The following is a 23616-nucleotide window of genomic DNA, read 5'->3' as shown; positions in this document are numbered from 1 at the left end:
CCGTAAAAGCAAGCTACAAGCACCGGAGCACAATGCTTGATCCTGCTGTTAAGAGGTCTGACTGACTTGGGGGCAGGAAGGTTCCCGCCAATGACAATTCAATTTCTGCTGGCCAGCAGCTTGTCTTGAGCAGCATTGCGCAACGCCGCGATAACACAGGGCTCCAGGCGTCCTTCCGCGATCAGCACATCACGATGCAAGCCATCGACCACATCAGTCAACGAACGCTTGTCGGTCAACTGCGCCTGATTGAACTCCCGATCGACCACGACCACACCGGTCGCATTCTTCAATGTCACCCGGCATTCGCCATGAAGGCCAGACGGGGTCAACGTCACCTGGTACGGGCTCAGAGCCTCACCGAGCAAGAGACTGATACTTTCCATCTCGATCACCACTCAATAGTCCGAAAACAAAGTGCCTGGGGCGTGTCTACAGTAAATGACCGCCGGCCCGAGAAGAAAGTTCTGATAGCTCTCTGGTCGATAGAGGATGCATTGGAAAGATGACAGGGAAAAAACAGGCGTATCACGTCTGTCGGGCTCGCTGAGCAGCCTCCCTTGTGGAAGCGAGCCTGCTCGCGAAGGCGGTGAGTCAGTCAGCATTATTTTGAATGAAAGACCGCTTTCGCGAGCAGGCTCGCTCCCACAAGGATTACGAGGCCCGCACGCGATGTTAAGCGATTGCTGGTTACAGCGGCTTGCCGCGATTACCGTGCTGGCTGACAAAGGTCTGCACGGCTTTCAGGTCGTTCGGCAACACGGTGCAACGCTCGTCTCGCTCAAACAGATCGGAAAGATGCACAGGGAGCTCCAGCGCTTTTCCTACACCGGCTTTTTCCACCGCATCCGGGAACTTGACCGGATGGGCCGTGCCGAGGATCACCATCGGGATATCCAGGCTGCGGCGGCATTCGCGTGCGGCCTTGACGCCGATGGCGGTGTGCGGATCCAGCACTTCGCCGGTCTGCTCGTAGACTTCGGCGATGGTTTCGCAGGTTTGCGCATCATCCACGGCCAGCGAGTCGAACAGTTTGCGTGCTTCGGTCCAGCGCTCCTGCTCGACGCTGAAGCCACCGCCCTGCTTGAAGCTGTCCATCAGCCCGGCAATCGCCGCGCCGTTGCGACCGTGCAAGTCGAACAGCAGACGCTCGAAGTTCGACGACACCATGATGTCCATGGACGGCGACAGGGTGGCGTGCAGGGTTTCCTTGACGTACTGATTGCCGCTCATGAAGCGGTGCAGGATGTCATTGCGGTTGGTGGCGACGATCAACTGGTTGATCGGCAAGCCCATGTTGCGCGCCAGGTAGCCGGCGAAGATATCGCCGAAGTTGCCCGTCGGCACCGAGAACGACACCGAACGCGCCGGGCCACCCAGTTGCAGGGCTGCGTGGAAGTAGTAAACGATCTGGGCCATGATCCGCGCCCAGTTGATCGAGTTCACCGCCACCAGGCGGGTGCCCTTGAGGAAGCCCTGGTCGGCGAAGCTCGCCTTGACCATTTCCTGGCAGTCATCGAAGTTGCCTTCGATGGCGATGTTGTGGATGTTCTCGCCGAAAATGGTGGTCATCTGCCGACGTTGCACTTCGGAAACGCGGTTGTGCGGGTGCAGGATGAAGATATCGACGTTTTCGCAGTGCTTGCAGCCTTCGATGGCGGCCGAACCGGTATCACCGGACGTGGCACCGACGATCACCACACGCTCGCCGCGCTTTTCCAGCACGTAGTCGAGCAGACGACCGAGCAGTTGCAGGGCGAAGTCCTTGAACGCCAGGGTCGGGCCGTGGAACAGCTCCAGCACCCATTCGTTGCCGTTCAGCTGACGCAGCGGCGCCACGGCGCTGTGGGCGAACACACCGTAGGTTTCTTCAAGGATTTTTTTGAAATCGGCATCAGGGATGCTGCCGGTGACGAACGGGCGCATGACGCGGAATGCCAGCTCGTGATACGGCAGGCCGGCCCAGGAAGCGATTTCTTCCTGGGTGAAACGTGGCAGGTTTTCCGGGACGTACAAACCGCCGTCGGTGGCCAGACCGGCCAGCAGGACGTCTTCGAAATTCAGGGCCGGTGCCTGGCCGCGGGTGCTGATATAGCGCATAGGGGCAAAACCTTCGGTTTTGAGCTACAAGCTTCGAGCTGCAAGCTGCAAGTAAAAGCGGAACTGCTTTAACTTGCGGCTTGAGGCTCAAAGCTTGCGGCTGCGTTGTTTTTCACTTGCAGCTTGTAGCTTGAGGCTTGCAGCTGCTGTCAGTTCAAGTGCTCGACGCGGATCCGTACCACCGGACCCACTACGCCCGCCAAGGCTTCCAGGGCGGCGATCGCATCGTTGATATGCTGCTCCAGCACGCGGTGGGTCAGCAGGATCATCGGCACCAGGCCGTCGTGTTCCTCGACTTCCTTCTGCATGATCGATTCGATGTTGATCCCGCGCTCGGACAGGATGCTCGCCACCTGGGCCAGTACGCCCGGATGATCCTTGGCCTGAATACGCAGGTAATAGGCGCTTTCACAAGCTTCGATCGGCAGGACCGGGTGAGCCGACAACGAATCCGGCTGGAAAGCCAGATGCGGTACGCGGTTTTCCGGGTCGGAGGTCATGGCGCGAACCACGTCCACCAGATCGGCGATCACCGACGAAGCGGTCGGCTCCATGCCGGCGCCGGCGCCGTAGAACAGGGTCGAACCGGCGGCGTCGCCGTTGACCATCACCGCGTTCATCACGCCGTTGACGTTGGCGATCAGGCGATCGGCCGGAATCAGCGTCGGGTGCACGCGCAACTCGATACCGGTCGCGGTGCTGCGCGCCACGCCCAGGTGCTTGATGCGATAGCCCAGGGCTTCGGCGTAGTTCACGTCAGCGGTGGTCAGCTTGGTGATGCCTTCGGTGTAGGCCTTGTCGAACTGCAACGGGATCCCGAACGCGATGGACGCCAGGATCGTCAGCTTGTGCGCCGCATCGATGCCTTCGACATCGAAGGTCGGATCGGCTTCGGCGTAACCCAAAGCCTGGGCTTCAGCCAGCACGTCTTCAAAGGTCCGGCCCTTCTCACGCATCTCCGTGAGAATGAAGTTGCCGGTGCCGTTGATGATGCCGGCGACCCAGTTGATGCGGTTGGCGGACAGGCCTTCACGGATCGCCTTGATCACCGGAATGCCACCGGCCACGGCCGCTTCGAACGCAACGATCACGCCCTTCTCGCGAGCCTTGGCGAAAATTTCATTACCGTGAACAGCGATAAGCGCCTTGTTCGCGGTGACCACATGCTTGCCATTCTCGATGGCCTTGAGTACCAGCTCGCGGGCAACGGTGTAGCCGCCCATCAGCTCTATGACGATGTCGATCTCAGGGTTCGTGGCCACATCGAAGACATCGTTGGTAATCGCAATACCGGTCGTTTGGAACTGAGGCTTTGGCGTGCGAATGGCAATTTGCGCCACTTCGATCCCACGCCCGGCACGACGAGCAATTTCCTCGGCGTTACGCTGAAGTACGTTGAAGGTACCGCCACCGACGGTCCCTAACCCACAGATGCCTACTTTGACCGGTTTCACTGTGAACTCCCCATAAAACGGCCGACTCGAGGCCGGCCGTGAAAACAGCCGCAGGTTCGCGGCTCTCTATTAATGGCCCGGCGATGTCGCTGCCGGACCATGATCGTCAAGGCTTGCCGTGACGATGCGAATTTTACTTCGCGCCCAACGCCAGTTTGGCGACTTGTGGCGCAGGCTGGTAGCCCGGAATGACCTGACCGTCAGCCAAAACGATGGCCGGTGTGCCGTTCACACCGATCGACTGGCCGAGGGCGAACTGCTTGGATACCGGGTTATCGCACTTGGCGGCCTTGATTTCCTTGCCGTCGACCATCTTGTCCATGGCCGCTTTCTTGTCTTTCGAGCACCACACCGCTTGCAGCTGCTCGTCACCCGGCGAGCCCAGGCCCTGGCGCGGGAACGCCACATAACGTACTTCGATGCCGCGCTTGTTCAGCTCGGGCACTTCGGCGTGCAGCTTGTGGCAATACGGGCAGGTGGTGTCTGTGAATACGGTGATGTGCGACTTGGTTTCGCCGATGGCCGGGTAGACCACGGTTTCAGCGACCGGAATCTCGTTGATCAGCTTGGAGATGCCCAGGCGTTCGGTCTTCTCGGTCAGGTTGACCGGCTTGCCGTCCTTGAGCTGGAACATGTAGCCCTGAACCACGTACTGGCCGTCGGCACTGGCGTACAGCACACGACTGCCCTTGAGTTTGACTTCGTAGAGGCCCGGCAGCGGACTGGCGGTGATGGTTTCTACCGGCACGTCGAGCTGGAGGTTTTCCAGGCTTTTACGGATGGCTTTGTCGGCCGCGTCATCGGCGACGGCAAAGGTGCTGACCAACGCAATGGCTGCGGCGGCGAAAATCTGGGTCAGACGCATGAGAACTCCTGAAGGCGGACAAATGGGACGACCAGAACGCCGGTACTGAAACACCGGGTCATAACCGCCCATCGTACAAACCGGCAAAGCCTACCACATAAGGCCCGTGGGGCCGAATGCGGGTGATACAAGGCATTGGCGAAGGCTTTTTGTGGGAGATTCTATGTTGCAGGCTCGCCCCCACAGTGAACAGGATCAGCCTCGGGGATGGTGCTTGGCGTGCAGATCCTGCAAGCGCGCCCGGGCAACATGGGTATAGATCTGTGTGGTCGACAAGTCGCTATGACCCAACAGCATCTGCACCACCCGCAAGTCAGCACCGTGATTGAGCAGGTGCGTGGCGAACGCATGGCGCAAGGTGTGCGGCGACAGGGACTTGCCGATCCCCGCCACCTTGGCCTGATGCTTGATCCGGTGCCAGAACGTCTGGCGGGTCATCTGCTCGCCGCGCTGGCTGGGGAACAGCACATCGCTGGGACGGCCGCCGAGCAACTCGCCACGGCCATCGCGCAGGTAACGCTCGACCCAGACAATCGCCTCTTCGCCCATCGGCACCAATCGCTCTTTGCTGCCTTTACCCATCACCCGCAGCACGCCCTGGCGCAGGTTTACCTGCTCCAGCGTCAGGCTGATCAGCTCCGTCACCCGCAGGCCGCAGGCGTACAACACCTCGAGCATGGCCCGATCACGCTGACCGATTGCCTCGCTTAAATCCGGTGCCGCCAGCAAGGCCTCGACATCCGCTTCCGACAAGGATTTGGGCAACGGCCTGCCAAGCTGCGGCATATCGACGCGAAGGGTCGGATCAACGGCGATCAACTTTTCCCGCAACAAATAGCGATAGAAACCCCGCACGCCCGAAAGAAATCGCGCGGTGGAACGGGGCTTGTAGTTTTGCTCCACGCGCCAGGCCAAATGATCGAGGATCAACTCCCGGCCAGCGTTGGCCAGTTCCAGGCCTTTTTCCTGCAACCAGCCGTTGAACAGCACGAGGTCACTGCGATAGGCATCGCGGGTGTTATCGGAAAGACCTTTTTCCAACCACAGGGCATCAAGGAATTGGTCTATCAGTGGATGATCAATGGCAGGCATAAAGGCTCAGGCAAGACCGGTAATACGGCCAAGGAAGATAAATCGCGGGCAACAAAAAAGCAGCCCGTAGGCTGCTTTTTTCTGCATCGGAAGCTGGACTTAAGCCAGTTTTTCCTTGATGCGAGCTGCTTTACCCGACAGGTCACGCAGGTAGTACAGCTTGGCTTTACGTACGTCACCGCGACGCTTGACAGCCATGCTGTCAATTTGCGGGCTGTAGGTCTGGAAAGTACGCTCTACGCCAACACCGTTGGAGATTTTACGAACGGTGAATGCACTGTTTACGCCGCGGTTACGCTTGGCGATAACAACACCTTCGAACGCTTGCAGACGCGAACGGTCGCCTTCCTTCACTTTCACCTGAACGACAATGGTGTCGCCCGGGGCAAAGGTAGGGATCTCTTTGGTCATCTGCTCTGCTTCGAGTGCAAGGATGATTTTGTTAGTCATGCTGTGCTCCTAAGGTAAATCGTCGGATCTACCATCGATACGTTGTTAACTATCGTCCCGCTCGCGGATGTATTCCTCGAGCAGCTTCTTCTCTTCTCCAGAAAGCGAGCGGCTTTCCAGAAGATCGGCGCGTCGTTCATAGGTCCGACCAAGGGACTGCTGTAAACGCCAACGCCGGATGTGCGCGTGATTGCCACTTAGCAATACGTCGGGAACACGCTGATCCGCATACACCTCCGGTCGGGTGTAGTGCGGGCAATCCAGCAAACCATCCGTAAAGGAGTCTTCCTCGGCGGAGTCCGCATGCCCTAAAGCTCCAGGCAGCAGTCGTGTAACCGCATCGATCAGGACCATCGCCGGCAGCTCGCCGCCAGACAGTACATAGTCACCAATCGACCACTCTTCATCGACATGAGCTTCAATAAACCGCTCGTCAATGCCTTCGTAGCGGCCGGCAATCAGGATCAATGCATCCAGATTCGCCAACTCGCGTACCGCCGACTGAGTCAGTTGACGGCCTTGGGGCGACAGGTAGATCACCTTCGCACCCTCCCCGGCGGCTGCCTTGGCCTGAACCAGAGCATCTTCCAGGGGCTTGATCTTCATCACCATGCCCGGACCACCGCCAAATGGGCGATCATCCACAGTGTGATGTCGATCCGTCGTGTAGTCTCGCGGATTCCAACAGGTGAGCTGCAAGAGCCCCTGTTTCACCGCACGACTGGTGATGCCGTACTCGCTGATGGCGGAGAACATCTCGGGAAACAAACTGATCACTTCTACGCGCAAGTTAGCCACGCTTAGAAGTCCGCATCCCAATCCACCTTCATCTCGCCTGCGACCAGGTCGACGGCCAACACGCATTGCTCCGTATAGGGCAACAGGCGTTCGCGATCATCCAGGCTGCCAGCGCAAGGCTTGACCACCATTACATCGTTCGAGCCGGTCTCCAGCAGGTGATCGATTTTCCCGAACAGTTGCCCGAGGGTGTCGATGACCTTGAGACCTTCCAGCTGGTACCAGTAGTACTCGCCGTCGGTCAGTTCAGGGAACAGGTTGCGCGGCACGCAGATCTCATAACCGGCCAGAAGACGAGCTTCTTCACGATCATCGAGACCCTTGAGCTTTGCGACCAGGAACTTGTCATTCCCGCGTCCGCTGACCAGCTCTACCTGCTTTACATTGCCGTCACGCTTGAGCGTCCAGGTTTTGTAATCCAGCAGGTTCTTGATCGGATCAGTAAAGGAATACACCTTCACTTCGCCGCGAACGCCGTGAACAGAGTAAATCTTGCCGATAACGATCAAATCATCAGCAACAGCTGGCGTCGCGTTCATATTGCTCAGGCCGCAGCCTTGGCAGATTCCTTCAACAACTGAGCAACGCGCTCAGAAGGTTGTGCACCAACGCTCAGCCAGTAGGCTACGCGCTCTTGGTTCACGGACAGACGAACTTCCTGACCACGAGCAACAGGGTTGAAGAAACCAACCTGTTCCTTGTGCGAACCGTCGCGCGGGTTGCGGCTGTCGGTTACGGTCAAGTGGTAAAACGGGCGCTTTTTGGAGCCGCCAAGGGCAAGACGGATTGTTAGCATGTGAACATCGTTCCTGTAGTCGGTGCTGCAAATCTAAAGGCACAGCGGGCATAGGTGCCCGAAAGGTCGCATATTCTAAGGAATATCCGGACTTTTGCAAATGACTTTTTCCGGCGACCTACCGGCCGCCATGCAGATTTGCTATAGAGCCGTCAAAAAAAACGGCCGGTCAGCTCCCGCCAAGTGCGGGTTTGCTGTGTATCCCACATCCCTGTGGGGCTGCGCCGACAAGACTGCCGGCGCGGATTCTTTACATTTTCGGCATACCACCGCCGGGCAACATACCGCCCATGCCGCGCATCATTTTGGCCATCCCGCCTTTGGCGGAGAATTTCTTCATCATCTTCTGCATCTGCTTGTGCTGCTTGATCAAGCGACCGATGTCCTGCACCTGAGTGCCGGAGCCCATGGCGATGCGACGCTTGCGCGAACCGCTGATCAGTTCAGGGTCGCGGCGCTCGGCCGGGGTCATGGAGTTGATGATGGCTTCCATCTGTTTGAACTGTTTCTCTGCCGCACTCTGGGCGTTGCCCATCTGCGCCAGGTTCACACCGCCCATGTTCGGCAGCTTGTCCATGAGACCGCCGAGGCCGCCCATGTTCTTCATTTGTTGCAGCTGATCGCGGAAGTCTTCGAGATCGAAGCCTTTGCCCTTCTTCAGCTTCTTGGCCAGCTTGTCGGCCTTATCCTTGTCGAGGGTCGCTTCCGCCTGCTCGATCAGGCTGAGCACGTCGCCCATGCCGAGGATGCGCGAAGCGATACGCTCAGGATGGAACGGATCGAGCGCTTCGCTCTTCTCGCCCATACCGATGAACTTGATCGGCTTGCCGGTAATGGCGCGCACCGACAGGGCAGCACCGCCGCGGGCATCGCCGTCGACCTTGGTCAGGATCACACCGGTCAGCGGCAACGCATCACCGAAGGCCTTGGCCGTGTTGGCGGCGTCCTGGCCGGTCATGGCGTCGACCACGAACAGGGTTTCGACCGGGTTGATCGCGGCGTGCAGGGCCTTGATCTCGCCCATCATCTCTTCATCGATGTGCAGGCGACCGGCGGTATCGACGATGACCACGTCGATGAATTTGAGCTTTGCTTCTTTAATAGCCGCTTGGGCGATGTCGACCGGCTTCTGGCTCAGGTCGGACGGGAAGAAGGTCACGCCGATGTCGCCGGCCAGGGTTTCGAGCTGCTTGATCGCCGCCGGACGGTAAACGTCCGCGGACACGACCATGACCGACTTCTTCTTGCGCTCTTTAAGGAAGCGCGCAAGTTTACCGGCGGTAGTGGTTTTACCAGCCCCCTGCAAACCAGCCATCAGGATGACGGCAGGCGGAACGGCGCTCAGGTTCAGGTCTTCGTTGGCCGCGCCCATCAGGCTTTCGAGTTCGGCCTGGACGATTTTCACGAAGGCCTGGCCCGGCGTCAGGCTGCGCGACACTTCGGTGCCGACGGCACGTTCCTTGACCGAATTGACGAAGTCCTTCACCACCGGCAAGGCGACGTCAGCCTCGAGCAACGCCATGCGCACTTCGCGCAGGGTGTCTTTGATGTTGTCCTCAGTCAGCTTGGCCTTGCCGGTGACATGGCGCAGCGTCTGCGAGAGACGGTCGGTTAAGTTTTCAAACATTGCGCGATCCTTTCAGGCCCTGTGTAGACCGGGATAATGGCGGCCCGAACCGGACTAAACATGTGCTCGGCGAGCCTGTGGCGTGGGCAGGTCGCGGATTATAGCGAAGACTGCGTCTGGCGGACACCTCGCCGTCAGCTTGTCTGGTCTTTCGTGGCGCGGGGGTTCTATGCCAAACTCAGCGACTTTCGGGCTTGCCTAACAGGACTTATGCTCCCCTTGTCACCCAGTTTGCTGACCTCCCTCGCCGCCGCCTGCTTATATGCCGCTGCGACTCTCTATCAGGGCACTCGCCTGGCTACCTGCGCCAAGGCCAACAAACGCCTGCTGGTTACGCTTGGCGTACTCGCCGTGCTGGCCCACGGCGCCAGCCTGCTCGCCCATCTGTTGACCCCGATCGGTCTGGCCCTGGACTTTTTCAGCGCTTCGAGCCTGATCGCCGCAGCCGTCATCGCCTTGACCCTGCTGGCCTGCTCACGGATTCCGGTGGAGAACCTGCTGGTGCTGCTGTTTCCGTTGGGCGCCATCACGGTGCTGCTGGCCCAGTTCGCCCCGGCCGGCACCGTGCAAGTGATCGACGAGGAACCAGGCATCCTTGCCCACATCCTGCTATCGATTCTCGCCTACGGCATGTTCACCATTGCGGTGTTCCAGGCCTTGCTGCTGCTGGTTCAGGACCATCAGCTCAAACATAAGCACCCCTCCGGGCTGATCAAAAATTTCCCGCCACTGCAAACCATGGAAAGCCTGCTGTTCGGCTTCCTCTGGGCCGGCTGGACCCTGTTGTCGATGTCGCTGATCTCCGGCTGGTTGTTCGTCGACAACCTGTTCGCGCAGCATCTGGTACACAAAACCTTGCTCGCCTGCCTGGCCTGGGTCGTCTTCAGCGTGCTGCTCTGGGGCCGTAACCGTCTCGGCTGGCGTGGACACAAAGCCATTCGCTGGACCCTCGCCGGTTTCTGCCTGCTGATGCTGGCGTATTTCGGCAGCAAGCTGGTCCGTGAATACATCCTGCACATTTGACGGGCGGCAATAATGGACGACTTGCCCTTAGGGCCGATGCTTGCAGTGGTGGTCCTGCTGATTTTATGGTCAGGCCTGTTTTCCGCCATCGAATCCGCACACCTGCATTTGCTCGCCAAGCGCACGGCTTCGCGCTCCAGCGACAAGCCGCTGGCCCGGCTGAACTTTCCACTCGACAGCCTGATCTTCTGCAATACCCTGTGCCGCACCTTGGTAGTCGTCCTCTGCACCTTGCTGGCGATTTTTACCTGGGCCGAAAACGGTCCCTGGGTTGCCTGCCTCGGCGCAGGTGCCATTGTGCTAGTGTTCGCCGACTACCTGCCGCGCGCCCTCGCTGTCCGCCATCCGGATGCAATCCTGGCATTGGGCAACACCTTGCTTCCCGTGCCGTTGAAAATCATTTATCCGGCCGCCTGGCTGCTCAATGCCATCAGCCAGTTGCTGCTGCGCCCGTTCGCTCGCAAAGCCAAGGTGGTGCAACAGAGCGAAGACGAGGTGCCGACGGAACGGCACGACGATCGTGAACCCGTCGTCTGCCGCCCACATTCGCTGCCAGGCATCCATGCGCTGGACAACATCACGGTCAACGACATTCTGGTACCGCGCAGTGAAGTCGACGGAATCAATCTCGACGACCCGATCGAGGAAATCGTCGAGCAGTTGCGCCACAACAAGCGCACACGCCTGCCGGTGTTCCACAGTGATATCAACCAGGTCGAAGCGGTACTCAACACCCGGCAAATCGCCCATTTGCTCCCTGATGGAAGCCTGACGCTGGAAGCGCTGCTGGCAGCCAGTCGCGAACCTTACTTCGTTCCGGAAAGCACCCCGCTGCAACTGCAGTTGCTGAACTTCCACAAACAGCAGCGACGCCTGGGCATGGTGGTCGACGAATACGGCGAAGTACTCGGCATCGTGACCCTGGAAGACATTCTCGAAGAAATCGTCGGCGAATTCGAAAGCCAGCAAAGCCTGGACAACCCGCATATCCATCCACAGGCCGACGGGCGCCTGGTGATCGATGGCGCCGCATCGATACGCGACCTGAACAAGAGCCTCGGCTGGCACCTGCCAAGCGACGGCCCGAAAACCCTCAATGGCCTGGTGACCGAGGCGCTGGAAACCATTCCGGAAAGCGCGGTGTGCCTGAAGATCGGCCGTTATCGCCTGGAAATCCTTGAGACGGAAGAGAACCGCGTCACACGGGTTTTGATCTGGCATACAAGCTCAGCTCCCGCGATTGTGTCAGCCCCCTGAATAGTCAAAAGATCGCAGCCTGCGGCAACTCCTACACTTGGAATGCGTACTTCCTGCAGGCGCTGCCACTGGCTGCGATATTTTCGAAACATCCGCACTTGTTGATTCGTTAGCCTCCTTCCTATAATCGAGCCGCTTACCCAAGCCGCCCTACCCCTGTGCTACCCGCACCCCGCTTAAAACCCACATCCCTGGGTGTTCGACCATAATAATTCGCTCCACTGGGGCAACATGACTGTCAGGGATAACCGCATGACGACCAGCACGACTTACAGCGATTCCACACCCGCGCGACCGACCAACTCCGCCACTCGCGTAGCCACGGCAAGTTTCATCGGCACCGCTATCGAGTTCTACGACTTCTATGTCTACGCCACCGCCGCGGCGCTGGTGATTGGCCCGGTGTTCTTTCCACAGACTTCCGGCACGGCGCAGATGCTGTCGGCTTTCCTCACCTTCGGCATCGCCTTCCTCGCCCGGCCCTTGGGTTCGGCGCTGTTCGGTCACTTTGGCGACCGCATCGGTCGCAAATCGACGCTGGTGGCCTCCCTGCTGCTGATGGGCGTGTGTACCACGCTGATCGGCGTGCTGCCGGGTTACGACAGCATCGGGGCCTGGGCGCCGATCCTGCTCTGCGTACTGCGTTTCGGCCAGGGCCTTGGACTGGGCGGCGAATGGGGCGGTGCAGCGTTGCTGGCCACGGAGAACGCGCCCAAGGGCAAACGCGCCTGGTTCGGCATGTTCCCGCAGCTCGGCCCATCCATTGGCTTCCTCGCGGCCAACGGCCTGTTCCTGACACTGGCCATGGTCCTGGACGATGAACAGTTCCGCTCGTGGGGCTGGCGCATTCCGTTCCTGCTCAGTGCCGCACTGGTGATGGTCGGCCTGTATGTACGCCTCAAACTCCACGAAACACCGGTGTTCGCCAACGCCGTGGCGCGCCAGGAGCGGGTAAAGATCCCGCTGATCGAACTGTTCAGCCAATACTGGCTGCCGGTGCTGCTGGGTGCGGGCGCGATGGTGGTGTGTTACGCGCTGTTCTATATCTCCACGGTGTTCTCCCTGAGCTATGGCGTGTCGACACTCGGCTACAGCCGTGAAACCTTCCTGGGCCTGCTGTGCTTCGCCGTCCTGTTCATGGCCGCGGCCACACCACTGTCGGCCTGGGCCAGTGACCGGTACGGACGCAAACCGATACTGATCATAGGTGGCGTGCTGGCGGTTCTGTCCGGGTTTCTGATGGAACCGCTGCTGACCCAGGGTTCGACCTGGGGCGTGGCGCTGTTTCTGTGCATCGAACTGTTTCTGATGGGCGTGACATTCGCTCCCATGGGCGCACTGCTGCCGGAGCTGTTTCCGACCCATGTGCGCTATACCGGCGCATCGGCTGCTTACAACCTGGGCGGGATTGTCGGAGCTTCGGCGGCACCGTTCTTCGCGCAGAAACTGGTGGCAATGGGTGGTTTGAGTTATGTCGGCGGGTACGTGTCCGGGGCTGCGGTGCTGAGCTTGATTGCCGTGCTGTTCCTGAAGGAAACGCGGCATAACGATTTGAATCGCGTCGTCTGACCCGACGCAATCGCGGGCAAGCCATGCTCCCACAAGGTTCGCGTCGATCACAAAGTCGTGGTCCGACAAGTAACCTGCGGGAGTGTGGCTTGCCCGCGATGGCGTCCGAAAGGACAAAACATATCCCCGACCAACCACAAATTTTCGCCCACCCGTTGTCACCTCGCTCTACGCGCATCGGAACATCCCCGCTATACTTGCCGGCTTTTCCTGAATAAATGCCAATAGGGTCCCGCCGCGCATGGATAAGACCTACCAGCCGCACGCCATTGAAACCTCCTGGTATAACACCTGGGAGTCAGAGAATTACTTCGCCCCGCAAGGCGCGGGCGAGTCCTACACCATCATGATCCCGCCGCCGAACGTCACTGGCAGCCTGCACATGGGTCATGGCTTCAACAACGCGATCATGGACGCCCTGATCCGTTTCCGTCGCATGCAGGGTCGCAACACCCTGTGGCAGCCGGGCACCGACCACGCCGGTATCGCCACGCAAATGCTGGTGGAGCGTCAGCTCGAAGCCCAAGGTCAGAATCGCCACGATCTGGGCCGCGACAAGTTCCTCGAGAAAGTCTGGGAGTGGAAGGATCAGTCCGGCGGCAACATCAGCCGTCAGATCCGCCGCCTCGGTTCGTCCGTGGACTGGAGCCGCGAGCGCTTCACCATGGACGACGGCCTCTCGGAAGCCGTCAAGGAAGCCTTCGTACGCCTGCACGAAGACGGCCTGATCTACCGCGGCAAGCGTCTGGTTAACTGGGACACCAAGCTGCACACGGCGATTTCCGACCTCGAAGTGGAGAACCACGACGAAAAAGGTTTCCTGTGGAACCTGAAATACCCGCTGGCCGACGGCGCGAAGACCGCTGAAGGCAACGATTACCTGATCGTCGCGACGACTCGTCCGGAAACCATGCTCGGCGACTCCGCCGTGGCCGTTAACCCGAACGACGAACGCTACAAAGCCCTGATCGGCAAATTTGTCGAGCTGCCGCTGGTCGGCCGCCGCATCCCGATCATCGCCGACGATTACTGCGATCCGGAATTCGGCACCGGCTGCGTGAAAATCACCCCGGCCCACGACTTCAATGACTACGAAGTCGGCAAGCGCCACAACCTGCCGCTGCTGAACATTTTCGACAAGAACGCCATCGTTCTGCCAGCCGCCCAGGCGTTCAACCTCGACGGCACGCTGAACGAAAGCATCGACGGCAAGATCCCGGCTGAATATGCCGGCCTGGACCGTTTCGAAGCGCGCAAGCAAATCGTGGCGGCGTTCGATGCAGCCGGTCTCTTGGTCAGCGTCAACGATCACGCCCTGAAAGTACCGAAAGGCGACCGCTCCGGCACCATCATCGAGCCGTGGCTGACCGACCAGTGGTACGTGTCCACCAAGCCGCTGGCCGAGCCTGCGATTGCCGCCGTTGAAGACGGCCGCATCCAGTTCGTACCCAAGCAATACGAAAACATGTACTTCTCGTGGATGCGCGACATCCAGGACTGGTGCATCAGCCGTCAGCTGTGGTGGGGCCACCGGATTCCGGCCTGGTACGACGAGTCGGGCAAAGTCTATGTCGGTCGCGACGAAGCCGAAGTGCGCACCAAGCACAACCTCGGCCCGGACGTTGCCCTGCAGCAGGACAACGACGTACTGGACACCTGGTTCAGCTCGGGCCTGTGGACCTTCTCCACCCTGGGCTGGCCGGAAAAGACCGAATTCCTGAAGAAATTCCACTCTACCGATGTGCTGGTCACCGGTTTCGACATCATCTTCTTCTGGGTTGCCCGGATGATCATGCTGACGATGCACCTGATCAAGAACGAGGATGGTACGCCGCAGGTGCCGTTCAAGACCGTCTACGTGCACGGTCTGGTACGTGATGGCCAGGGCCAGAAGATGTCCAAGTCCAAGGGCAACGTCCTGGACCCGCTGGACATCATCGACGGCATCGAGCTGGAAGAGCTGGTGCAGAAACGCACCTCCGGCATGATGCAGCCGAAACTGGCGAAGAAGATCGAGAAGCAGACCCGCGACGAGTTCGCCGACGGCATCGCCAGCTACGGCACCGACGCGCTGCGTTTCACCTTCTGCTCGCTGGCGTCCACCGGTCGCGACATCAAGTTCGACATGGGCCGCGTCGAAGGCTATCGCAACTTCTGCAACAAAATCTGGAACGCCGCGCGCTACGTGCTGGACAAGGGCGAAGACTGTGGCCAGAACGGCGAAGCCTACGAGCTGTCGCTGGCTGATCGCTGGATCATTTCGCAGCTGCAACGCACTGAAGCGGAAGTGACCCGCCAGCTCGACCAGTTCCGTTTCGACCTGGCCGCACAAGCCTTGTATGAGTTCATCTGGAACCAGTATTGCGACTGGTACCTGGAACTCTCCAAACCTGTGCTGTGGGACGAAAACGCACCGGTCGAACGTCAGCGCGGCACCCGTCGTACCCTGGTTCGCGTGCTGGAAGTGGCCCTGCGCCTGGCGCATCCGTTCATGCCGTTCATCACCGAAGAAATCTGGCAGCGCATCGCGCCGCTGGCCGGCATCGAAGGTAAAACGATCATGCTTCAGCCTTGGCCAGTGGCCAACGAAGAGCGCATCGATCAGGCCGCCGAAGATGACATCGAATGGCTCAAGGGCCTGATGCTCGGCACGCGTAACATCCGTGGCGAAATGAACATCGGCCCGGGCAAACCGTTGCCGCTGTTTCTGAAGAACGTCAGCGCCGAGGATCAACGTCGCCTGAGCGAAAACGAGGCACTGTTGAAAAAACTGGCGCGCCTCGAATCGATCACCGTACTCGCAACCGGCGAAGAAGCACCACTGTCGGCGACCGCGCTGGTTGGCGAGATGCAAGTGCTGGTGCCGATGGCCGGCCTGATCGACAAAGGTGCGGAACTGGCGCGTCTGGACAAGGAAATCCAGCGCCTGCAAGGCGAAGTGCAGCGTGTCGGCGGCAAGCTGTCCAACGCTGGTTTCGTCGACAAGGCACCGGCTGAAGTCATCGACAAGGAACGCGCCAAACTGGCCGAAGCCGAACAGGCGCTGGGCAAATTGGCGGAGCAGCATGCGCGGATTGCCAGCCTGTAACGGCAAGTCGCAATGAAAAAGGGAGGCCAGCAATGGCCTCCCTTTTTTCATACCTGCCAGATTACTTCAAACACGACAATTTCCCTGTGGGAGCGAGCCTGCTCGCGAAGAGGCCATGTCAACCAACATCAATGCTGAATGACAAACCGCTTTCGCAAGCAGGCTCGCTCCCACAGTGTTGCCCATAGATGTGGGACAATGCCCGCCACTTTCAGCCATACCCGAATCGACCACGCCCATGAACGCCCCCCGCACACCCAAACCTGCGCGCAAGAAGCCTGACTCCGCGACCCCGGCCAAAGCCGTCGAGCCGCGTGAAAAAGCCAGCCTGCACCCGCGCAATCGCCATCAGGGTCGTTACGACTTCCCCGCGCTGATCAAAACCACGCCGGAACTGGCGAAATTCGTGATCATCAACCCGTACGGCAAGGAAAGCATCGACTTCGCCAGCCCCGATGCGGTGCGCGTGTTCAACCGGGCGCTGCTCAAGGCGTTCTACGGTATTGCCCATTGGGACATCCCGGCGGACTACCTGTGCCCACCGGTGCCGGGCCGGGCCGATTACGTACACTTCCTGGCTGACCTGCTGGCCAGCATGAACGACGGCAAAATCCCGCGCGGCGCGCAGGTCAATGTCCTCGATATCGGCATGGGCGCCAACTGCGTTTATCCGTTGATCGGACACAGTGACTACCGCTGGCACTTCCTCGGCTCGGAAATCGACCCGACAGCGGTGGCCTCGGCTAAAGCCATCGTCCAGTCCAACGGTTTGAACAAAGCCATCCAGTTGCGCCAGCAAACCAATCCCAAGCACATCCTGATCGGTTTGCTGGAGCCGGGTGAGCGCTTTGACCTGACCATGTGTAACCCACCCTTCCACGCCTCGATGGCCGAAGCCACCAAGGGCAGCGAACGCAAATGGCGCGCACTGGGCCGCGCCGACCCGAAACGCAAACTGCCGGTGCTGAACTTCGGCGGTCAGTCGGCGGAATTGTGGTGTGAAGGTGGTGAAGCGCGTTTCGTGACGCAACTGATCGCCGAAAGCGCGAACTTCCAGCATAAGGTGCTGTGGTTCAGTACCTTGGTGTCGAAAGCCTCGAACCTGCCGGCCATCGAGATCGCTCTGAAAAAGGCGGGCGTACTGGAGAGCCAGGTCGTGGAGATGTCGCAAGGGCAGAAACAGAGTCGCTTCGTTGCCTGGACCTTCCAGACCAAGTCCGAACAGCAGATCTGGCGCCGCGAACGCTGGACGCGCTAAAGCCGGTTCACTAACCGCCGCTCCCACACCGGTTCTGAGGAGCGTGCTAAATCGCAGACACAAAAAAACCGTGCCCGGATTGCTCCGGCGCACGGTTTTTTATCACTGCGTCTTACTTGTTCACAGCGTCGGTCAGGCCTTTGGCCACAACCAGCTTGATCACTTTCTTGGCAGGGATTTCGATGGCTGCGCCAGTCGAAGGGTTACGGCCGGTACGGGCAGGACGCTCAGTCACTTTCAGTTTGCCGATGCCTGGCAAAGTGATTTCGCCGCCGTTTTCCAGCTGATCGGCAACGATTTGGCCCAGTTGGTCCAGAGCGTTACGCGCGGTGGTTTTTGGCGCGTCGATAGCTTCAGCGATGTCGGCGATCAGTTGGTCTTTAGTAAGAGCCATGTAGTGTTCCTTCCCTATCAAATTCATATGGATTGCAGAGTGCAGTGTCAGCCATCGAGCCCGATCTTCTGGATCTGGCACCCTCGGCGATAACCGCGACGAGTCGGGTTATAGATGCCGAAATCAGGGTTTGGTTCGACCTGACAATTGCTGACTGCACGCTTAACGCAGTGACTTCGCGTAAGACCGGGCAAAACTAGCACAGAGACGGGGAAATATCCGCCTCTAGCTACCCATTTGGTCAGCTTTATTGCTCTAAATCGGCAAAAAAACGCATAAGCACCTCGGGGCGCCGTGCAATTGCCCTTCGTGCCGCGCCAAAAGCAGCGGTTGCGGTACACTTGGCGCTTTTTCAGGGAGCCCGCCCTGCTCTCTCCAACCAGCCGAGAAGCTCATGCCGATCCGTCATTGCATCGTCCACCTGATCGACAAAAAACCCGACGGTACTCCAGCGGTTCTCCACGCTCGCGACTCTGAATTGGCCGAGTCCGCAGCCATCGAGAACATGCTTGCCGACCTCAATGAAAGCTACAACGCCAAACAAGGCAAAGCCTGGGGTCTGTTTCACCCGGAGTCCGGCGCCTTTCCATTCAGCGGCTGGCTGAAGGAGTACCTTGATGGCGGCCAGGATTTCACCGCATTCAGCCGCGTGGCAGTGGAACACCTGCAAAAGCTGATGGAAGAGTCCAACCTCTCGGTCGGTGGCCACGTACTGTTCGCTCATTACCAGCAGGGCATGACCGACTATCTGGCGATCGCCCTGCTGCACCACAGCGAAGGCGTGGCGGTGACCGAGCAACTGGACGTAACCCCGTCCCGTCACCTGGACCTGGGCCAGCTGCATCTGGCGGCGCGCATCAACGTCTCGGAATGGCAGAACAACAAGCAATCGAAGCAGTACATTTCCTTCATCAAAGGCAAGAACGGCAAGAAAGTCTCTGAGTATTTCCGTGACTTCATCGGCTGCCAGGAAGGCGTCGATGGCCCGGGCGAAACCCGCACCCTGCTCAAGGCTTTCAGTGACTTCGTCGAAAGCGAAGACCTGCCGGAAGACTCTGCCCGGGAAAAAACCAAGACCCTGGTGGATTACGCCAGCAGCCAGGCCAAGCTCGGTGAGCCCATGGGCCTGGAGGAGCTGTCGGAACTGATCGACGAGGATCGCCCGAAAGCCTTCTACGATCACATCCGCAACAAGGATTACGGCCTGTCGCCGGAGATCCCGGCCGACAAACGCACCCTGAACCAGTTCCGCCGCTTCACCGGTCGCGCCGAAGGTCTGTCGATCAGCTTCGAAGCGCATTTGCTGGGCTCGAAGATCGAGTACGACGAAGAGGCCGGCACCCTGATCATCAAAGGCTTGCCGACCTCGCTCACCGACCAGCTCAAGCGCCGCAACTGATGCTGGGTAACGTGCTGAAAAAAGTTCTGCTGATCCTGGTGGTGGTGGTGGTTTACCAGAACTGGGGCAAGATCGAGCGGCTGTTCAATCCCTCGCAGGTGGTGTCCGAGCAGACCCAGGCCACGGCCAATGTCGTGTTCTACACCACCGAATGGTGCGGCTACTGCAAACTGACCCGGCGCTTTCTCGATCAGAAAGGCATTCCGTACAAGGAATTCGATATCGAGAAAGATGCCGAGGTACGCAAGGCTTACGAAGCGCTGGGCGGCGGCGGGATTCCGTTCATCGATGTGAACGGAACACTGATTCGCGGGTATGACCCGGATGCGATTCTGGCGGCCCTGAAATAGCTGATCAGGCCGACACCTTCCCCTGTGGGAGCTGGCTTGCCTGCGATGACGTCAGTCCAACAACATTGATGTTGTCTGATACTCCGCTATCGCAGGCAAGCCAGCTCCCACAAGTTAGTGCATGACCCGAAAACCGGTAGTTCGCGCCTACTGTGCTTCGATGCGGAAGCCCAGCCGCGGAAAGTGCACATGCACCAAACCACCACGTTCATCCTCGCGACGCACGATCAATTCCTCGCTACCGGCAAACATCAACTCCCCCGCCACCGGATCGACGCCATAGTCAGTCGCCGCGATCACCACCTGCTGGCCAACCTCGAACCCGTTCGGATCGATGAACTGCTCATCCGGTAAAGCAGCAGGCGTAGCGTTGCGTGCTACCACCAGCGCCTCTTCCGAAGTCATCTCGCTCGGCGCCCCATGGCCGAAACCCAGCACCCGTGCCAACCAGGCCGACACGGCCGGATAGTTATCCACAAGCGGCGCCGTCACCGGTGTTGCCTTGAGGAACCACAGTGGATGCGCCATGGCGAAGTCGGCAATCGACGGCTCGCCAAACAGGTAATCACCTTCCTCGCGCTGTAACTGTTGCTCCAGACGCGCCATGATCGTCGGCCATTGATGCCGCGCTTGCCCGGCCGTCAACTTTGTAGCGCTGCCTCCGCTGAAAAAACCCGCGCGATCTGCCAGAAATGCCTTGATCGCTTCCTGCGGCAAATTGCCAAAACGAACAGCGATCGATTCCGGTTGAAACACCAGGCTGACCGCATGCTGGAACACCACCGAATCGGCCCAGGCAGCGAAGGTTGCGGCGATCATTTCCTGGCCTTCCGGGAAGAATGCCGGGAGGGCTTTTTCCTGATCAAGACGACGGGCGATCAACGCCGTATCGCAATAAATATCCGCGCCGATCTGCAACACCGGGGTCTTGCGGTAGCCACCGGTCAGGGCCGTGAGATCGGGCTTGGGCATCATTGGCGAGATCTTCACCGAGCGCCAGGACAGCCCTTTGAAGCCCAACAGCAAGCGGGTCTTTTCGGCGAAGGGGGACGTCGGGTAATGATGGAGAATCAACTCGGACATGCTCGGCTCCGCCGCACTCAATAGGAGCCTCCAGCTTAGCGCGCAATCGGTTGGCAGCCTACAGATCCGCCTGATGGGAACCGATCAGTCAGATTGATAAGCCGGCAGCAGCACTGGCCACCAGACACTCCTTGGCGCTTTTCCGAAGTTTTTTGATCAGGCGTTCCTGACGCAGCGCCTCGCTCTTGTCGCGACACGCTTCGGTGTAAACCAAGGCCACGGCCGGGCTGGAAAGGAAGAACCGCGCGCCCTTGCCACTCTGGTGAGTGGCGAAACGCCGTACCGGATCATCGCTGATCCCGCAGTAGAGCGAACCATTGGCCGCGCGCACGAGGTAGACAAACCAGGGCTTGCTCACGGGAGAGTCAGCGTCGACAGGATTTTCGCTGTGGGTGGTCACGGATCGATCAAGGCTTGAAAGGAAACAAGCCGCAATCTTATCAGCGACTGGCCTGAAATGCCTTCAGCCCCTTTAGCGCCTGTGCACGAACGGCGTTGCGTACCAGCGGCGTCCAGCCCAGCAGCAAGCCTTTGAAACCGAGCGCCTGTCGGGACCACTTCCACATATCGAAACTGTCATGATGTTCGCAAATCTTGCCGTCGCGGAAAACGAAGCGAGCCTGGATGTCGTTGACCACGGTGTTGCCGGTCTGACTGAACAGATAAGTCGCGATCCAATGGGCGCCACCGGTGCGCTCGTCGCTGCGCACATTATCGAAGGTCAGGGAGAAATCCTTGGCCCGGGTGGTGAGCATGCGCCACATATCGCCGGCATCACGACCGCGAAGCTCGCCAAACGCCGGATCACTGAATACCACATCATTGGTATAGCAAGCGCCCATGGCCTCGGCATCGAGCCGCTGGAAGGCCTGGTAGAACCGGGTGATCAAGGCGCTGTGGGCTTCACTCATGGGCAGACTCCCTGTTGTGCAAATTGGCATCGAAAGATTGCCTGCACGATAGTCTGCAAATGCACACAAGACCACCGGCATTCGTGGGCCGAATGCCAGTAGTACGAGGATTCAGATTTTTTCGCTTTGCACCTGAACGTACAGCGAACGTCCGGCACCGAGGCCGGCAACAATGGCGCCGAGGCCAATCACGCCGAAGATCCAGCCCACGGCGGTCCAGCCGCCGGTCAAATCGTGCACGATGCCCACCGCGAACGGCCCCATGGACGCCAGGGTATAACCGAAACCCTGGGCCATGCTCGACAGGTTGGCCGCGACATGCGAGTCCCGCGAGCGCAGTACGATCAGGGTCAGCGCCAGGCTGAAGGTCGCGCCCTGCCCCAGACCGAGCAGGATCGCCCAACCCCACAGGCCTTCAATCGGGGCGTAGAGGCAACCGAACAGACCGCCGAGGGTCATCACCATGACGATCACGATTGCCGGACGCTGGTCCTTGCCACGGGTGGCAAGCCAAGGTGCGGCCAGGGAACTGATCAGTTGAACGATCACCGAACCCGACAGCACCAGGCCCGCCTGGGTCGGGGTCAGTCCACGACCGATCAGGATCGAAGGCAACCAGCCGAACACGATGTAGGCCAGGGAAGATTGCAGGCCCATGTACAAAGTCACTTGCCAGGCCAATGGGTCGCGCAGCAATCCCCGGACGCGATAGGCGACGTTATGCGCGCCGTGTTTCTGACCGACTTGTGGCAGCCAGAATAGTGCCGCGACCAGCGCCGGAATCACCCAGAAACCGAGGCCCAATACCCAGCTCTTGTCGAAGTGTTCGCTCAACGGCACGGTCGCACCCGCCGCCATCGCCGCGCCCAGACACAGAGCCATGGTGTAGACGCCGGTCATGGTGCCGGCCTGTTTCGGAAAGTCGCGTTTGACGATCCCCGGCAGCAACACACCGATCACACCGATGCTGGCGCCGGCCAGCACACTACCAGCGAACAGGCCAATCTCACCGAATGAGCTGCGCAGGATGATCCCGCCCGCCAGTGTCAGCAGGATGCTCAGTACTACTCGCTCGGCACCGAAGCGCCGCGCCAGAATCGGCGCCAGTGGCGCAAACAAACCAAGGCAAAGCACCGGCAGAGTCGTCAGCAACCCGGCCTGCGACGCCGATAATCCGAGGCTTTTCGACACCTCGCTGAGCATTGGCGCCATGCTCGATAATGCCGGACGCAGGTTCAGCGCAACCAGAATCAGGCCCAGCAGCAGCAACCATGGACGGCGCAGGATCGGATGGCTTTGCTGGACCTGTTCGTCATCGGCCTCGGCATCGATCAGCAACTCTTCAAGCTCCGCCGCGCGTTTGGATTGTGGTAGGTGACGGCTGGCGTTCTCGGTTTCAAGGTTCATTGATCAACTGCCTCGATATAGCTTTGGCCCGTTCCGGGTCGCGCTGCTCGACCGCTTCGAGCAGCTCGACATGCAGGTCGAACACTTCCTGGCGGCGTGGGGTGATGTTCAGGCAGTGCCGCAGCTGAGCGCCGACGACACTGGAGAAATAGCGATACAACTCGCTGAGGGTCGCGTTGTGCGCGGCGTCCACCAGGCGGCGGTGGAAGACCAGATCGCAAGCGATATAGGTGTCGAGGTCGCCGTGATAGTGGCTGCCGCTGACACCCAATGCCTCGCGCAAAACCACCAGGTCTTCATCGGTACGGCGCAAAGCGGCCAAGCCAATGGCCTCAACCTCGAGGATGTGACGGGTTTCGCGGGCCTGTTCAAGGGAGCACTGCGACAACACCTTCAGGGTGTCCAGCGGATCGACCACCGCCCGCAGGTAACTGCCATCGCCCTGACGGATTTCTATCAACCCGGAAAACGCCAGCACCCGCATGGCTTCACGCACGGTGTTGCGGCTGATGCCCAGCTCGGCGGACAACTCGGGTTCGGTAGGCAAGCGTTGGCCAACCGCCCAAACGCCCTGGTTGATGCGCTGACGCAACTGATCCAGGGCCTGATCGACCAGGGATCGTTTCACTAATGGAGAAATGTCTGACATAGGATTCGCCCTTTCATCCAATCATAGGATGAATTTTCTGACATGT

Annotated in this window: 23 protein-coding genes; 7 read left to right on the top strand and 16 right to left on the bottom strand. The window is 59.5% G+C overall.

The features are described from left to right. Positions 1-98: 98 nt before the first annotated feature. The 10 genes from FFS64_RS00995 to ffh all read right to left on the bottom strand — a co-directional run bounded on the left by FFS64_RS00995 (position 99) and on the right by ffh (position 9182). Positions 99-386 carry a DUF3509 domain-containing protein gene (locus FFS64_RS00995; RefSeq protein WP_095193061.1) on the bottom strand — a complete coding sequence of 96 codons (288 nt, stop codon included), beginning with the start codon at positions 384-386 and terminating at the stop codon, positions 99-101. A 304-nt stretch (positions 387-690) separates the two neighbouring features. Beyond that, positions 691-2100 carry a threonine synthase gene (gene thrC / locus FFS64_RS00985; protein WP_095193060.1) on the bottom strand — a complete coding sequence of 470 codons (1410 nt, stop codon included), beginning with the start codon at positions 2098-2100 and terminating at the stop codon, positions 691-693. A gap of 149 nt (positions 2101-2249) precedes the next feature. Next, positions 2250-3554, bottom strand: coding sequence for a homoserine dehydrogenase (locus FFS64_RS00980; RefSeq protein ID WP_137803857.1), 1305 nt, complete (start codon positions 3552-3554; stop codon positions 2250-2252). A 133-nt stretch (positions 3555-3687) separates the two neighbouring features. Next, positions 3688-4419: a bifunctional protein-disulfide isomerase/oxidoreductase DsbC gene (gene dsbC, locus FFS64_RS00975; protein WP_137803856.1), complete on the bottom strand. Its 732-nt coding sequence runs from the start codon at positions 4417-4419 to the stop codon at positions 3688-3690. Between the two features lie 195 nt (positions 4420-4614). Then, positions 4615-5511 (bottom strand): site-specific tyrosine recombinase XerD, encoded by an 897-nt coding sequence (gene xerD, locus FFS64_RS00970; protein ID WP_137803855.1) that lies wholly within the window; start codon positions 5509-5511, stop codon positions 4615-4617. Between the two features lie 99 nt (positions 5512-5610). Continuing rightward, positions 5611-5961 carry a 50S ribosomal protein L19 gene (gene rplS / locus FFS64_RS00965; RefSeq protein WP_003175895.1) on the bottom strand — a complete coding sequence of 117 codons (351 nt, stop codon included), beginning with the start codon at positions 5959-5961 and terminating at the stop codon, positions 5611-5613. Positions 5962-6006: 45 nt separating this feature from the next. Then, on the bottom strand, positions 6007-6759 hold the full coding sequence (gene trmD, locus FFS64_RS00960) for a tRNA (guanosine(37)-N1)-methyltransferase TrmD (protein ID WP_047532757.1): 753 nt from the start codon (positions 6757-6759) through the stop codon (positions 6007-6009). Between the two features lie 2 nt (positions 6760-6761). Then, complete coding sequence (rimM, locus tag FFS64_RS00955; protein WP_077046480.1) at positions 6762-7298, bottom strand: ribosome maturation factor RimM; 537 nt, start codon at positions 7296-7298, stop codon at positions 6762-6764. 5 nt (positions 7299-7303) lie between these two features. Continuing rightward, positions 7304-7555, bottom strand: a complete 252-nt coding sequence (rpsP, locus tag FFS64_RS00950) for a 30S ribosomal protein S16 (RefSeq protein ID WP_003198088.1) — start codon at positions 7553-7555, stop codon at positions 7304-7306. A gap of 250 nt (positions 7556-7805) precedes the next feature. Next, the gene (gene ffh, locus FFS64_RS00945; RefSeq protein ID WP_137803854.1) at positions 7806-9182 is read right to left on the bottom strand and encodes a signal recognition particle protein; all 1377 of its coding nucleotides are present in this window, start codon (positions 9180-9182) and stop codon (positions 7806-7808) included. 210 nt (positions 9183-9392) lie between these two features. Between ffh and FFS64_RS00940 the strand changes: the two genes are divergently transcribed. The 5 genes from FFS64_RS00940 (at position 9393) to rlmF (ending at position 17377) form a co-directional block, all read left to right on the top strand. Further along, positions 9393-10205 (top strand): inner membrane protein YpjD, encoded by an 813-nt coding sequence (locus FFS64_RS00940; RefSeq protein WP_137803853.1) that lies wholly within the window; start codon positions 9393-9395, stop codon positions 10203-10205. A 12-nt stretch (positions 10206-10217) separates the two neighbouring features. After that, positions 10218-11462, top strand: a complete 1245-nt coding sequence (locus tag FFS64_RS00935; protein ID WP_137803852.1) for an HlyC/CorC family transporter — start codon at positions 10218-10220, stop codon at positions 11460-11462. 252 nt (positions 11463-11714) lie between these two features. Beyond that, on the top strand, positions 11715-13031 hold the full coding sequence (locus FFS64_RS00930) for an MFS transporter (RefSeq protein ID WP_137803851.1): 1317 nt from the start codon (positions 11715-11717) through the stop codon (positions 13029-13031). Positions 13032-13272: 241 nt separating this feature from the next. Further along, on the top strand, positions 13273-16119 hold the full coding sequence (locus tag FFS64_RS00925; protein ID WP_137803850.1) for a valine--tRNA ligase: 2847 nt from the start codon (positions 13273-13275) through the stop codon (positions 16117-16119). A 238-nt stretch (positions 16120-16357) separates the two neighbouring features. Beyond that, positions 16358-17377, top strand: a complete 1020-nt coding sequence (gene rlmF / locus FFS64_RS00920; protein WP_137803849.1) for a 23S rRNA (adenine(1618)-N(6))-methyltransferase RlmF — start codon at positions 16358-16360, stop codon at positions 17375-17377. A gap of 112 nt (positions 17378-17489) precedes the next feature. On the opposite strand, the gene FFS64_RS00915 is transcribed toward rlmF, so the two are convergent. Further along, positions 17490-17771, bottom strand: a complete 282-nt coding sequence (locus tag FFS64_RS00915; protein WP_003221909.1) for an HU family DNA-binding protein — start codon at positions 17769-17771, stop codon at positions 17490-17492. A gap of 394 nt (positions 17772-18165) precedes the next feature. Between FFS64_RS00915 and yejK the strand changes: the two genes are divergently transcribed. After that, the gene (gene yejK, locus FFS64_RS00910; RefSeq protein WP_095193049.1) at positions 18166-19170 is read left to right on the top strand and encodes a nucleoid-associated protein YejK; all 1005 of its coding nucleotides are present in this window, start codon (positions 18166-18168) and stop codon (positions 19168-19170) included. Then, entirely contained in the window at positions 19170-19520 is a 351-nt protein-coding gene (locus tag FFS64_RS00905; protein ID WP_137803848.1) for a glutaredoxin family protein, read from the top strand. The genes yejK and FFS64_RS00905 overlap by 1 nt, the downstream gene beginning before the upstream one ends. A gap of 147 nt (positions 19521-19667) precedes the next feature. On the opposite strand, the gene FFS64_RS00900 is transcribed toward FFS64_RS00905, so the two are convergent. The 5 genes from FFS64_RS00900 to FFS64_RS00880 form a co-directional block, all read right to left on the bottom strand. Continuing rightward, positions 19668-20603, bottom strand: a complete 936-nt coding sequence (locus FFS64_RS00900) for a glutathione S-transferase family protein (RefSeq protein ID WP_137803847.1) — start codon at positions 20601-20603, stop codon at positions 19668-19670. Positions 20604-20691: 88 nt separating this feature from the next. After that, positions 20692-21003 (bottom strand): GIY-YIG nuclease family protein, encoded by a 312-nt coding sequence (locus tag FFS64_RS00895; protein WP_137803846.1) that lies wholly within the window; start codon positions 21001-21003, stop codon positions 20692-20694. Positions 21004-21043: 40 nt separating this feature from the next. Continuing rightward, a complete protein-coding gene (locus tag FFS64_RS00890; protein ID WP_137803845.1) occupies positions 21044-21514 on the bottom strand; it encodes a nuclear transport factor 2 family protein in 471 nt (156 codons plus the stop codon). Positions 21515-21625: 111 nt separating this feature from the next. Then, the gene (locus FFS64_RS00885; protein ID WP_137803844.1) at positions 21626-22921 is read right to left on the bottom strand and encodes a CynX/NimT family MFS transporter; all 1296 of its coding nucleotides are present in this window, start codon (positions 22919-22921) and stop codon (positions 21626-21628) included. Continuing rightward, positions 22911-23570, bottom strand: coding sequence for a FadR/GntR family transcriptional regulator (locus FFS64_RS00880; RefSeq protein ID WP_137803843.1), 660 nt, complete (start codon positions 23568-23570; stop codon positions 22911-22913). The genes FFS64_RS00885 and FFS64_RS00880 overlap by 11 nt, the downstream gene beginning before the upstream one ends. Between the last annotated feature and the right edge of the window lie 46 nt (positions 23571-23616).

The organism is Pseudomonas sp. G(2018) (assembly GCF_005502415.1).
In the GTDB taxonomy this organism is placed as follows: Bacteria; Pseudomonadota; Gammaproteobacteria; order Pseudomonadales; family Pseudomonadaceae; genus Aquipseudomonas.
This window is presented reverse-complemented; position numbering and strand designations above follow the sequence as displayed.

Bases quoted from the DNA above. Each gene is read 5' to 3' on its own strand.
- FFS64_RS00995 (WP_095193061.1), bottom strand. From the start codon at position 386: ATGGAAAGTATCAGTCTCTTGCTCGGTGAGGCTCTGAGCCCGTACCAG.
- thrC (WP_095193060.1), bottom strand. From the start codon at position 2,100: ATGCGCTATATCAGCACCCGCGGCCAGGCACCGGCCCTGAATTTCGAA.
- dsbC (WP_137803856.1), bottom strand. From the start codon at position 4,419: ATGCGTCTGACCCAGATTTTCGCCGCCGCAGCCATTGCGTTGGTCAGC.
- xerD (WP_137803855.1), bottom strand. From the start codon at position 5,511: ATGCCTGCCATTGATCATCCACTGATAGACCAATTCCTTGATGCCCTG.
- rplS (WP_003175895.1), bottom strand. From the start codon at position 5,961: ATGACTAACAAAATCATCCTTGCACTCGAAGCAGAGCAGATGACCAAA.
- rimM (WP_077046480.1), bottom strand. From the start codon at position 7,298: ATGAACGCGACGCCAGCTGTTGCTGATGATTTGATCGTTATCGGCAAG.
- rpsP (WP_003198088.1), bottom strand. From the start codon at position 7,555: ATGCTAACAATCCGTCTTGCCCTTGGCGGCTCCAAAAAGCGCCCGTTT.
- ffh (WP_137803854.1), bottom strand. From the start codon at position 9,182: ATGTTTGAAAACTTAACCGACCGTCTCTCGCAGACGCTGCGCCATGTC.
- FFS64_RS00940 (WP_137803853.1), top strand. From the start codon at position 9,393: ATGCTCCCCTTGTCACCCAGTTTGCTGACCTCCCTCGCCGCCGCCTGC.
- FFS64_RS00935 (WP_137803852.1), top strand. From the start codon at position 10,218: ATGGACGACTTGCCCTTAGGGCCGATGCTTGCAGTGGTGGTCCTGCTG.
- FFS64_RS00930 (WP_137803851.1), top strand. From the start codon at position 11,715: ATGACGACCAGCACGACTTACAGCGATTCCACACCCGCGCGACCGACC.
- FFS64_RS00925 (WP_137803850.1), top strand. From the start codon at position 13,273: ATGGATAAGACCTACCAGCCGCACGCCATTGAAACCTCCTGGTATAAC.
- rlmF (WP_137803849.1), top strand. From the start codon at position 16,358: ATGAACGCCCCCCGCACACCCAAACCTGCGCGCAAGAAGCCTGACTCC.
- FFS64_RS00915 (WP_003221909.1), bottom strand. From the start codon at position 17,771: ATGGCTCTTACTAAAGACCAACTGATCGCCGACATCGCTGAAGCTATC.
- yejK (WP_095193049.1), top strand. From the start codon at position 18,166: ATGCCGATCCGTCATTGCATCGTCCACCTGATCGACAAAAAACCCGAC.
- FFS64_RS00905 (WP_137803848.1), top strand. From the start codon at position 19,170: ATGCTGGGTAACGTGCTGAAAAAAGTTCTGCTGATCCTGGTGGTGGTG.
- FFS64_RS00900 (WP_137803847.1), bottom strand. From the start codon at position 20,603: ATGTCCGAGTTGATTCTCCATCATTACCCGACGTCCCCCTTCGCCGAA.
- FFS64_RS00890 (WP_137803845.1), bottom strand. From the start codon at position 21,514: ATGAGTGAAGCCCACAGCGCCTTGATCACCCGGTTCTACCAGGCCTTC.
- FFS64_RS00885 (WP_137803844.1), bottom strand. From the start codon at position 22,921: ATGAACCTTGAAACCGAGAACGCCAGCCGTCACCTACCACAATCCAAA.
- FFS64_RS00880 (WP_137803843.1), bottom strand. From the start codon at position 23,570: ATGTCAGACATTTCTCCATTAGTGAAACGATCCCTGGTCGATCAGGCC.